The organism is Lysinibacillus sp. FSL L8-0126 (genome assembly GCF_038630385.1).
Lineage (GTDB): Bacteria > Bacillota > Bacilli > Bacillales_A > Planococcaceae > Lysinibacillus > Lysinibacillus fusiformis_D.
Map to the genome: position 1 here is coordinate 4,255,141 of NZ_CP152028.1, position 11,625 is coordinate 4,266,765.

At 40.9% G+C, this 11,625-nt stretch carries 14 protein-coding genes and 1 pseudogene; 2 read left to right on the forward strand and 13 right to left on the reverse strand.

All coding sequences use genetic code 11. The annotated features are described in order from the left end of the window. The first annotated feature begins 84 nt into the window (after positions 1–84). Positions 85–273, forward strand: a complete 189-nt coding sequence (locus MHI34_RS20670; RefSeq protein ID WP_089932394.1) for a hypothetical protein — start codon at positions 85–87, stop codon at positions 271–273. Between the two features lie 32 nt (positions 274–305). Here the strand turns inward: MHI34_RS20670 and MHI34_RS20675 are convergent. The 8 genes and pseudogenes from MHI34_RS20675 to MHI34_RS20710 form a co-directional block, all read right to left on the reverse strand. Continuing rightward, positions 306–410 (reverse strand): annotated as a pseudogene (locus tag MHI34_RS20675) (IS1595 family transposase); the annotation flags it as partial. Positions 411–475: 65 nt separating this feature from the next. Continuing rightward, complete coding sequence (locus tag MHI34_RS20680) at positions 476–904, reverse strand: hypothetical protein (protein WP_036127617.1); 429 nt, start codon at positions 902–904, stop codon at positions 476–478. 611 nt (positions 905–1,515) lie between these two features. Further along, positions 1,516–2,421, reverse strand: coding sequence for a DMT family transporter (locus MHI34_RS20685; protein ID WP_340834004.1), 906 nt, complete (start codon positions 2,419–2,421; stop codon positions 1,516–1,518). Positions 2,422–2,437: 16 nt separating this feature from the next. Continuing rightward, positions 2,438–2,983 (reverse strand): GNAT family N-acetyltransferase, encoded by a 546-nt coding sequence (locus tag MHI34_RS20690; protein ID WP_340834003.1) that lies wholly within the window; start codon positions 2,981–2,983, stop codon positions 2,438–2,440. Then, positions 2,973–3,506, reverse strand: coding sequence for a cysteine hydrolase family protein (locus MHI34_RS20695; RefSeq protein WP_342503904.1), 534 nt, complete (start codon positions 3,504–3,506; stop codon positions 2,973–2,975). Before MHI34_RS20695 ends, MHI34_RS20690 begins: the two co-directional genes overlap by 11 nt. 107 nt (positions 3,507–3,613) lie before the next feature. Continuing rightward, positions 3,614–4,564, reverse strand: coding sequence for a stalk domain-containing protein (locus MHI34_RS20700; protein WP_340808819.1), 951 nt, complete (start codon positions 4,562–4,564; stop codon positions 3,614–3,616). A gap of 174 nt (positions 4,565–4,738) precedes the next feature. Next, entirely contained in the window at positions 4,739–5,071 is a 333-nt protein-coding gene (locus MHI34_RS20705; protein WP_342503905.1) for a hypothetical protein, read from the reverse strand. A gap of 9 nt (positions 5,072–5,080) precedes the next feature. Beyond that, the gene (locus tag MHI34_RS20710) at positions 5,081–6,850 is read right to left on the reverse strand and encodes a glycerophosphodiester phosphodiesterase (RefSeq protein WP_036117309.1); all 1,770 of its coding nucleotides are present in this window, start codon (positions 6,848–6,850) and stop codon (positions 5,081–5,083) included. 225 nt (positions 6,851–7,075) lie between these two features. On the opposite strand from MHI34_RS20710, the gene MHI34_RS20715 reads away from it, so the two are divergent. Next, positions 7,076–7,285, forward strand: a complete 210-nt coding sequence (locus MHI34_RS20715) for a hypothetical protein (RefSeq protein WP_036117306.1) — start codon at positions 7,076–7,078, stop codon at positions 7,283–7,285. Positions 7,286–7,309: 24 nt separating this feature from the next. Here MHI34_RS20715 and MHI34_RS20720 read toward each other — a convergent pair whose 3' ends face one another. The 5 genes from MHI34_RS20720 to MHI34_RS20740 form a co-directional block, all read right to left on the reverse strand. Continuing rightward, positions 7,310–8,884, reverse strand: a complete 1,575-nt coding sequence (locus MHI34_RS20720) for an amidohydrolase (RefSeq protein WP_342503906.1) — start codon at positions 8,882–8,884, stop codon at positions 7,310–7,312. An 18-nt stretch (positions 8,885–8,902) separates the two neighbouring features. Continuing rightward, complete coding sequence (locus MHI34_RS20725; protein ID WP_036117296.1) at positions 8,903–9,454, reverse strand: biotin transporter BioY; 552 nt, start codon at positions 9,452–9,454, stop codon at positions 8,903–8,905. Between the two features lie 141 nt (positions 9,455–9,595). Next, the gene (locus MHI34_RS20730; RefSeq protein ID WP_342503907.1) at positions 9,596–10,258 is read right to left on the reverse strand and encodes a TIGR04104 family putative zinc finger protein; all 663 of its coding nucleotides are present in this window, start codon (positions 10,256–10,258) and stop codon (positions 9,596–9,598) included. Continuing rightward, a complete protein-coding gene (locus MHI34_RS20735; RefSeq protein ID WP_036117292.1) occupies positions 10,245–10,763 on the reverse strand; it encodes a sigma-70 family RNA polymerase sigma factor in 519 nt (172 codons plus the stop codon). The genes MHI34_RS20730 and MHI34_RS20735 overlap by 14 nt, the downstream gene beginning before the upstream one ends. 104 nt (positions 10,764–10,867) lie before the next feature. After that, entirely contained in the window at positions 10,868–11,623 is a 756-nt protein-coding gene (locus tag MHI34_RS20740) for an ABC transporter ATP-binding protein (RefSeq protein WP_036117290.1), read from the reverse strand. Positions 11,624–11,625 lie beyond the last annotated feature (2 nt).

Below are 11,625 nucleotides of genomic sequence, written 5' to 3' on the forward strand. Positions count from 1 at the left end.
AATAAATGTGCAGTATAATAGAAACAGGTAGATTGAAATATCATATTTGACAATATATTAAAGATTAAGAAAGGAATGATGATCATGACGAAATTATCTTATAGTGGTTTAAAATATGGAGAAAGTGGTGTGGAAATAAAAATATTGGTGGATGTACAAAATGATTGGTGCGAGATAACGCATACCAAGAAAGTGTCACAAGTAATGAATAAATCAACTGGGGAATATATCACAGTAAATCGAAACACCTTGAAATGTGAGATTGTTTCATAATACGAAACAAATAAACTTTTTGCAACTAACTATACCGATATACTAACACAATGTAGACAAGACAAGCCATCTGAGAAACGAGTTTCACGAATGTCTTTGAGTATCTTTGCAATATCCTAGCATTCTTCGGGGAGGATTTTATTCCGATCGACTTCCAATAAACAATTCTAATAAAGGGTGAGGCTTTTCGCTTCAATCTTTATTAGAATTGATTTTTTATTGTAATCAAGTATTTTTCATTCATTTCGAGCTGGTCGATTGAGAGTTGGTCTAACAGGAGCTCGAATTTCTTTTCGCTATCCTCCCCTTCTTCCCCCTTCCAGCAAATGTAGATTTCGCAATAATCACCTTTTGGCAGAAGTTTTTTCAGGAAGTTACAAACAAGAAGTAATGTGCTTTTGGATTTTTCGTAGTTATGTGGCGAATGCACTTTATTGTCGTTATGCATTTGCCAAATGGGACTCCCTTTTGCTTCAAGCTCATATAGGTATGGCGTTGTAAAATGTTGATGCTGAAGCATTTGACGCTCTTCGCTACTAAGGAACAAATCTGTTATTGCAACTTCATCTTCCATATCGTCGTCATTTATTGCAGCCTGGAAATTTAATCCTATGTAGGTTACCATGCTCATTTCATTCATTCTCCTTATCAAAAACACCCTGTAAATGTACAGGGTGTCAGCAACGTAGCTGTTGGTATCGTAAAAAGATGTGCTTTTGTGTACGATGTTCTAAATTCCTTACCTGTGTCACCATGCCATAGGTCACTCTCTGAAGCAATGACTTGAAGGACATAGGCTTCAAGCGACGGGTTGTCCGCTTCTTTTTGTGAGGCTTGCTACCGTACCATGTTAACTGTAATGGCCAATGCTTTGATGGTTTGATATTGCGGTGGTGTTTTTTGTTCAATATACAATGTTGTGTAATATGCATCCGCAATAACAATCAAATAAATAATGAATAATAATCGTTTTGTTCAATGGTTCAAAAAATATTTCTCCCTTTTTTCAAATCTGCTATTAAAACTTGTCCACTTAATCATACGAGCAACACGAAAAAAGGTTTCAATATTTTATAAGGGAGACAAATTTTCGTCCCCCTTACGTCTGCAAACTTCTGCCACCATCATTTTCCCAACGGTCAATGTCCCAATGATCCTCTTCTTTTTCTCTGCTACTTGCCATTGTACTCGATTGAACGAATGACATTTTGTCCTCACCCTTTTCAAGCGTTCTTCTCTATTTTATGAAGGGGAGGAGGTTTTCGTTCCTCGTAAAAAAGGCTTAAATTGAAAGCCTAAGGCAATCGCTGCTCCTATACAGCTAGAGAGGCAGCCTATGATTAAATACAGATTAAGTGTAGATTCCCCTATGACAACAGAAGCAATCCCGCCAATCACAGGGAACAACGCAACCATATAGCCACTCTTCGCCCCGCCAATTTTTTCTACTAGCTTTAAATAAAATAGCCAGGCAAGAAATGATGCGATGATCGTTAAATACAGTAGGGCTGATAAATAGGTAATGGATGTAGGCAAGACGATTTTTTGTCCTTGTATCCAGACAATACCACACATGACTACACTGCCGACTGTAAAACCAATGGCATTGGCATAAATGGGGTCAATCTGGCGCTTTGCATTTCTTGCAGAGCTTGCATCCCCGATTGCTGTTAGAACAGTACCGAGTAAAGCAATTAGGACCCCTTTTAAATCAGCCAAACCTGAAAAACTATGTAAAGTGGGATAGATTAATACCCCAACACCGATTACCCCTAAAATACCACCGATTAAAACGCGACGATGTAATGGTTCTTTGAGAAATATTCGAAGAGCAATGGGCGTTAAAATTACTTTTAATGAAAAAATTAAAGTGACAATCGCAGCGGAGCTCAACATCGTCGCATAGTATAGAGCTAAATAACTGAAGGCAAAATTACAAATACCAAAGACGATAATAAATGGAAAATCGTGCTGCTGCGGCTTCCCCTGTGGTTTCATCAACCAAGCAAGTAGGCCAAATAAAAAAGCAGTTATAACTAAACGATAGGTTAAAGATAATTCTAGACTGACTGGGGTTCCTTGAATCTTTACTGCAATAAAATTAAGTCCCCAGACAATTAAACAAAAAATATACATAAAATTGGTCATATCTGTTCCTTCTTAACTAGGGTTGCCATCTACCCATTATGATTGTGTGATAGTACTTACCATCTGCAAGGCATTTATCATTTTTCAAAATACCTTCTACTGTAAAGCCCCATTTTTCATAGAGCTGTATAGCTTTTTCATTCGTTTCTAGCACTTCTAATGCCATTTTCCGTACACCATTGGCATCTGCCCAATCAATAGATACTTGTAGTAGAGCTTTTCCAATACCATAGCCCCAAAAAGCCTTCCTAACACCGACGCCAAATGTTACTTTATGGGCAAGTCTCTTTAATGGAGATCCCTCACATCTGGAGTACCCAACGATTTGATCACCTACAACCGCTACTAAACACAGATTTTTCGGACTTGCTGTATCCTGCTGAATAAGCTGCTCGAAGCCCGCTTGATCGATCAATGCCTCCCCCTGCTCTCGGTCGAAGTTTTCTGTTTCACCGTCCAATTGCAGGCGCAAATCCGATAAAGCTTGAGCATCCTCAAGTTGTGCACAGCGAATAATATAGTCTAGCTCTTTTATATGAAACGCTTTTTGGTCAATGAGCATTTGGGAACTCCTCAACTGGCTGAATTTTTACAAAGCGATTACGCCATACGGATTCGTGATGCTGAATAATCTGAGGTGCTGCGAGTACTTGACTATGTAAGGTGCTATGTGCATCTTCGACTAAAATATTATGATGGTAGCCATGACTAAACGCGCTGCGAATCGTCGTATCAAGACAAAACTCTGTTTGAGCACCTGCGAAAATCAACTGATCGATGTGCTGTTCGTTCAAATATTGTGCAAGATCCGTTTGATAAAAAGCATCCCAAGTTGTTTTTTGAATCACTTTATCTTGTGCCTGTCTAAGCAGTCCATGATACAGCTCCCACCCTGGCTGACCCATTGCAAAATCAACATCATTGGCCTCTGTATGTTGAATAAAAATAATTGGGACTTCGTTATGACGTGCCCATGTGATTACCATATTGATATTTTTAATAATCGTTTCATCATTCCATAGATTTTGTTGGCTATCCAAAAAGAAAGCCTCTTGGATATCAATAATAATGAGTGCTTGCTTCATAACGTTCTCCTTTATGCTTCGACTTTTCTTTTTCATTGTACTGAATTTTCCATTAGAAGGAAATAAAAAAAGAAGTACCTAGCGAATTGCCAGATACTTCAATGTCATTATTTCATTAGTTCTTCTGCTAATTCAACTGGTACATATGTTTTGCCAGCTTCTAATAAAGCGGGCGCAACTTTAAATTGGCGAAGCGCTTTATTGTAGCCATATTCCTTTTGACCACGAGTAATGGTATAGGAAACGGCACCTTTCGAAACAATAGCACCTTTTGGCGTAACTTCTACTTTAAAGCCAAGTTCTTCTGCGATTAATCGTAGTGGCACCATTTTCGTCCCTTCTACTTCATAAAAGTCTTTCTTGATGATTTCTTGAACAGCTGGATTCGATGGTGCTGGTTCAGGAGTTGGCTCTGGATCTACTTCAATTGGTTCTTCCTTCTCGATCGTGTCCAACACGATGACTTTAGAAGGTGGTGTTTGAGCAGGAATACTCATCGTAGCAATTGTGTAGAACACGGCTAAATGCTGCTCTTTTAAATCATCCAATTTTACATCTTTACCAGAAGCACTTACTAATTTAGTATCTTCTCCAACATTTAATTTTAAGTTGTTGTCTGTATCGATTAAATTTTTATCGAAGAAATCAACTTCCACGCTACCCATTGCTTCTGTTTCAACAATAATTACTTCTGGGTTATACTGCGGTGGATAAATTGCAAGCATAGGTTTTTTCGCATAAGAGTAAGCCGACACCTTATCCCCTTTTTGAAGCTTGACTTCTTTTCCTGTATTATCGAAAATGAATGACTCTTTATTAGCGATGACAATGTTCGTATTGTCACCGTCCATTACTGTATAGGACGTTCCGTTTTCACGAACATCTACATTTTCCACGGTACCCGTTACTTTAATAAAAGTCGGCTGCACTTGTTGCTCCGTAGTTTCTGCGTTCGTCACCACAGCCTCACCTTCGTTAGCTGATGCAGTTGGAGCTCCAATCGCGCCCCCTAATAATAATGCTGACATAGCAAATGGTACGACTTTCGTCATTTTCATAAAAAAGCATCTCCTTCATATCTCGAATTCATAGAAGTAGTCGCCTCTGCATGAAAAAGGTTACAATCTGACCGATTTTTTTATTTTCAGCGAAGTCACACTGCTATTGAACGGTTGCGTATGATGAAACGCTTATGTTGTTCGCTTTGATTTGAGGGCATCTGGGTGTTCGCTTTACTTTCGCGGGTTGTCGCTTGCCTTCCGCGAGTATTCACTCTCCTTCCACGAGTATTCACTCTCCTTCCACGAGTATTCACTCTCCTTCCGCGAGTATTCACCTTCCTTCCGCGAGTATTCACTCTCCCTCCGCGAGTATTCACCTTCCTTCCGCGAGTATTCACTCTCCTTCCGCGAGTATTCACTCTCCTTCCGCGAGTATTCGCTTGCCTTCCGCGAGTATTCACTCTCCTTCCGCGAGTATTCACTCTCCTTCCGCGAGTATTCACTCTCCTTCCGCGAGTATTCACTCTCCTTCCGCGAGTATTCACTTCGCTCGCGAGCATTCACTTCGCTTCCTCAAAAGATAAATCGCAGTCGATTGAGGATGCGCTGTAAGAAGTATTGATGTTCGCTTTGTTGTGCTCTTAGCTCGCGGGCGACGTCGGGGTGGTCGGTGATGACGCCGCTGACGTTTTTTTCAATAAAGGTTTGCAAGGAACGGTCGTCATTGAGTGTCCAAACAAATAGGTCAGTTGGGTGCTGCTTTAATTCCTCAATCAGCTGCTCGGTTACCCAGGATTCCTCTAATGCGATAAAATCAACATTTTCCTCCATTGGTCCGATGTTGAGTGCATAGACAATGCCCACTCGCAAATTGGGCACCAATTTTTTTAATTGCGCCATTTTCTGTACATCAGCGGATTGCACATAGTAGGAATCCAGCACCTTGTATTGACGTAGCTTCTCAACTAATTTAGGTAAAACATCTTCCGTTTCTTGGCCGTGCACCTTTAATTCGATTAATAACGCCACATCTAACGCTTTGGCAATTTCGATACAATCCTCTAAAGATGCAATTTTATCGCTGTAGCCATTTTGGTGAATGGTTAATGACTTTAGTTCACTTAGGGTCATATTCGCAATGACACCGTTTTTACCGGCTAGCCGTCTTAATGTTCGATCATGAAAGACAACAAATTCACCATCTACGGTTTGCTGAATATCGATTTCAATTAAATCTGCCCCCGCATTCGCTGCATTTACTAACCCGCTAATCGTATTTTCTACATTGCCTGCGACATAGCCTCGATGGGCAATAATTTTAGTATCTGGGGCATAAACACTTTTCTCTAAAGAATTGATGTTCATCATACTTAATACGATAAAAACGATGAAACTGATCAATAGTAATGGCTTATAGCGTCGCTGTCTCTTGGTAGCCACTCTGACTTTGCCTAGCACTGGCGTGTTATACGTAATGGCAACCATGACTTGTGAAAACATAGCCTGTAATAAACTAAATAGCACTACAAAGACCATTTCTAACAAGGCAAGTGTAAGCCCCGCTGTGACCAATGCTGCGCTCGGCATTATGCGCTCTATTAAATAGAGCGGAAACGTACTGATGACCGTTATTCCTAGCATCATTAGCAAATGACCTGTTAAAAGCATCGCTAATAATACTAACAGTTCAAATAAACCTCGTTTAGAAAAATGCCAGCTTTGCTTAAAGGAACGTAGAATCGAGATGTTGGGCTGGATTGTAAAAATTGGTAACGTTAAAATACTACGAATGCCGATCATCACCACGATACTTGCCACCGCAGCATATGCTAGCCTACCAGCTCGACTGCTCATTATTTCGTCTGTTAAAAAATGTGGCAGAGAAACGGATTGCGTTAAAGTGAGTGGTAGCATAAAGGAAGCTAATGGCATTAATAGTGCAAGATAGACAATTAAAAATAAGACTTGGACACTAAAAAAATAAATAACCTTTCGATTCAATTGCTGCCATAAAGGAAGAAAGCGATAGCGCATCCCCCTTTGCTGATGAAAGGCCATAAGAAAGAGAAAGCCCATTTCATAATAAACAAATAATAAAAACAGCAAAATTAATAGACAAATCATCATGATGACAAAGGGATGCGCCACAAAGCTTTGCCAATTTTGCTCAGTAATATGTGTATACCCTGTTACTCGGAGCATGAGCTTCAAGACGATCGAGGTTACAGGGATTATCAATAAAAACTGAAAAATTCTAATCAATGCGAAAACTTGTACATAATCTAACCGATACGCATAAATATTGTGGACAGCCTGTCGCATTACTTGTCCTGCCTTGTGCACGTACTCACCCCTGTCATGCTGTTAAAATGGCTCTCTTCTAACGTATGTTCAAATAGCTATAGCACAGTACTGAAAGCCGCTTAAAATAGCAATTTGTTCAAGTATCCTATGCACCAAAGTAAGAGAAGATTTGTGTATTTATCGTGATTTTCTCCATCTTTTTGAAACTTTTCATGTTGCTATCCAGTATATAACTAGATACCCACTAGAGAAAGGAGCGCAAACATGAAATTCACTCTTGGCGATATCATTAGTACAACTGTTCTTTTATGTATGTTTCTAGCTATTTTTTTCGTGATGATTCATATGATTAAAAAAATGAAGTCAACCGTCCCTGTGCCTCCTCCACCAACCATGCAACAGCAAGTAGAGGACTTAACAAAACGTGTATCGAGCTTAGAGCAGCAAGTAAAAAATTTGGCTGACAAACAATAGACCGAGAAAAAATCGCTGCAAAGGTTATCCTTCACAGCGATTTTCATATACCATCTTCCCATCCACCACCGTACAAGCTACTTGTATATGTGGTAGTTGTTCAATATCTACAGTAAAAAGATCCTCCTGTAAAACCGTAAAATCGGCTGCATAGCCTGCTGCAATTTTGCCACGCTTATGTGACTGACCGATGATTTCGGCTGCTCCTACGGTATACAGATGGACGGCCTCAAACCGTGAAATTTTCTCCTGCGGATTATAGCCCTCATGGCTTTCGCCAATATTTCTTCTTGTGACAGCAGCGTAAATGCCTTGTAGCGGATTGGGAACCTCAATCGGGGCGTCACTGCCCCCTGCCACAATCAGCCCTCGGTCAAGAAGGGACTTTAAAGGATGTAAGCCTTGAGCGCGCGCCTCTCCAAGTCTCGATAACTCTGCTTGATATTCTCCCTGTACAAATTGCGGCTGCATATCTACCGCAACAGGTAAAGTAGCTAGTCTGGCTAATAGTTCATCATCAACTAAGCTACAGTGAATCACGCGATCAAACTGACCATCCTGCGGCGGATAGGCCGCAAAAACGTCTAAAATCGTTGCTATTGCTAAATCTCCAATCGTATGCACGGCCACAGTTTGTCCGTACTGACGAGCAAGCTGAACATAGGTTGTTAATTGCTCTGTTGTATGAATGAGCATCCCAGCATTGTTAGGGTCATCACTATACGGTTGACGTAGCGCCGCCGTGCGACCGCCAAAGGCTCCGTCAATAAAAATTTTCATAGCGCCAAACTCTAAAAATGGTGATGGGGCTAAATCCATTTTTGCGACCGCTTCAAAGACCGTATGATGCTGTAATAAATGAACTTTAAAGGATTGCTGTGCCTCCACGATTTTACGATAAGCCAGAATCGGTTGGCTTGGTGGTCCGTAATAGCTTAAGTCCTCAGAATGCCCTCCTACTAAACCATAGGATTGAAGCGAGGCCACCGCTTTTGCCAAAGCATCCTCGATATACGCAGGTGTAATATGCGGCATATGGTTGACAATTAAATACAATGCTGCGTCCTTTAGTACACCTGTGAGCTGACCGTCGACTTTGTCAATGACACCGCCCTCTGGTGAAGGTGTATCATTGGTAATGCCCGCAAAGGCAAGCGCCTTGGAATTCGCTAAAATTAAATGATGACAGCTCCGTTTAATGATTAAATGGGCCTCTCCAAGGGCATCTAGCTCCGCTAAAGTTGGGAAAATGGGCTCCTCAAATTGGTTTTCATTTAGCCCAATCGCAATGACCCATTCCTGTGCCGTGGCCTTGGACATTCGCTCTTGAAGCTTCTCAAGTAATGCCTCTTTACTGGTAACTGCTGAGACATCAAGATGCTTAAGCTTTTCTCCGTAGCCAATAATATGTAAATGACTGTCTATAAAACCAGGATACATGGTCTTGCCCTCTAAATGTTGGATAGAAGCAGCTAGTGGCGACAAGCTCTCCACTGAGCCTGTCGCCACAATTTTTCCATCTTCTACAAGGACTGCTTCCACTGTTTCACCAACCTGAGCCATCGTGTAAATCTTGCCACCTGTCCATAATGTTGCCAAAACAATTCCTCCCATGTCCTATGCTGTTGCTTCAATTAAATGTGCGCTCTCTAAGCGACGACGGACAATGACACCAATCCACGCTGCAAGTACCGCTTTGACGATCCCCACTACGATAAATGGTGCAACACCACCCATAAAGGCAGCTGTCCACGTGTATTCTGCTACAATTTTTAACCACACTGTTCCGAACGCTAATGTGATGATCATGCCAATAATATTCGCAATAATAGCGTGAACAAATGTAATACCAAATTGATCTAAGTATAAGCCCATAATAATCGCTGTGACAAGGAAACCGACGATATATCCACCTGTTGGACCAACTAAAATCCCGAGTCCGCCTGACATCCCACTAAATACAGGTAAACCTACTGCGCCTAATAGTATATAAAGCAGGACAGATATCGTCCCTAATCTTGTCCCTAAAATGGTTACGACAATTCCAACCGCTAAAGTTTGTCCTGTAATCGGAATAAGTGGTAGTGGAATCGTTACTTGTGCTAGAACGGCGATAATCGCAGCTCCAAATGCTGCTAACACGTATTGATATGTACTTCCTTTTTTCAATGTAAAAAGCCTCCCCTTGTGCGTTAACCAATAATTAAAATAAGTTAACACAAAGATAAAGCAAATAAAAACCGTTGTCAATCTATTTTCGAATAAAAAAAGAAATTGCTAGATTACAATAGCAATTTCCTTTCAAAATGATTACCATAAAGGTTCATTCATTGGATCTTTTTCTTGCAGCTTAAACACATATGGCGCAATTTGATGATGATAAAAGAACATGCCCACTAAAAAGAAAATAAGTCCGATAACAAAATGTTGGAAAACATGCTGCAGCATAATCAATAACGGCACTGGCATCGTCATCACACCACTGATTTGAATGGATTTTTTTGTGCGATATTGTTTTTGTCCACAATGAGGGCACACAATTTCACCATTTTTGCGATACAACTTACGTGCATCTTTCTCAGACCAGCTCTCCCCACATTCAATACAAACAGGTAGGCCATATCCTTTTTTCACTAACAAACGCTTGACAATAAAAGTTGCTCCGATAAATATACCAAGCAATAACATGCCTCTTACATAATCGGAGTCAAAAAGGGACCACCAGTGCCATGTATCTGATGATGTACTAGCTGCTTGCTGTCCTGTGGTATGCTGTTCCTTTTGCTGTGTCAAAATATAGCTAAAACCAATGACGAAAACAGTAAAGGTTGCCAGCACGAGACGATATGTCCATTCCCCTCCTGTTTTACGTTGCCCTTGTCGTCGCGCTTTGTCAGCGATTAATTGCTTGCGCTGTTGTGAGAGCTTGACATCCTGTAGCTCCTTAAGCAAATCCTCTTTAAATTGATTCATGACGTAGCCCCTCCCAATCAAAGTCACCCATTGCTGCTGCCAGCTGTTTACGGGCTCGCTGTAGTCTTGTACGAATTGTTGCTTCTGGACAATGCACGAGCTGGGCAATTTCCACAGTCGTCATCTCCTCAAAATAATACAAAATCAAGACCTCTCGATAGGTGACTGATAACGTAAACAATGCCTCCATTAGCTCTTTTTTGACGGATTTCTCTAGCATCTCCTTTTCAGGTGTAACCGTTGTCGTGCGCCCTGTAATCTTTTCAAACAGTGTCAGCCGTTTGCTTTTCCAACTCCGTAAATAATCATGACTTCGATTAACCGTCATTTTCACTAAATATGTACGCAATGATGCTTCCTGGCGAAACTGTTCCTGCTTTTGATAAAAGGCGATGAACACATCCTGCACAATGTCTTCTGCTGTCGTCTTATTTTTCACATATAGATAGGCGACCTTTAGCAAGTAATCACCATGCTCCTCGATTATCTGTTCAATATCCATCATTGCTCTCACCTTCTTTCTACACTACTGACGGACGCCACTACCATTACGATTCAATTTTCACAAAAAAATCCGTAATTTTTTAATCATTACGGATTCTCATCTATTTAAATACCTATTTCTCGCATAGTACCCACTACTTTGGCCATTCTATCGTCTAAATCTATGCCTGTAAAGGTGGGCAATCGTAGCTCATTTACGATGGCTCCATCACACATAAAGAGAATACGCTCCGTTCTGGCAGCAATTTTCGGGTCATGTGTCACGAGCATGATTGTTGTGCCCTCGCTATTGATGACCGTGAATAAATCCATGATTTCCTGTGCAGACGTTGAATTTAGAGCACCTGTTGGTTCATCTCCAAAAATCATTAGAGGATCGCTAATCAATGCACGACAGATGCCTGCTCGTTGCAATTGTCCGCCAGAAACTTGTGTCAAATCTCGCTTTGCTAAATCCGCAATCCCCATTTTTTCCATGATGGACAGCGCTTTGTCTGTTAAGATGCTCACATTTTTTCGTTGATCACGCATCGCAGGTAACAAAATATTATCAAGGATATTTAAGTTTTTTAGAAAGGTCGGCTGCTGAAACACAAAGCCCATTCTTGTTCTGCGCAAATCCGCAAGCTCATTGTCACGAAGTGAGGCTAAATCCATGCCATCAAAGATCACTTGCCCATGATCGATAGTGTCCATCCCACTAAGTGCATACAAGAGTGTCGATTTCCCACAGCCAGAGGGCCCCATAATGGCAACGAACTCCCCTTTATTTATTGTAACGGAAATATTCATTAACACATTATACTGTTCATCGCCGACCTGAAATGACTTTGCTATTTGCTTACCACTCACTAGTTTCATAA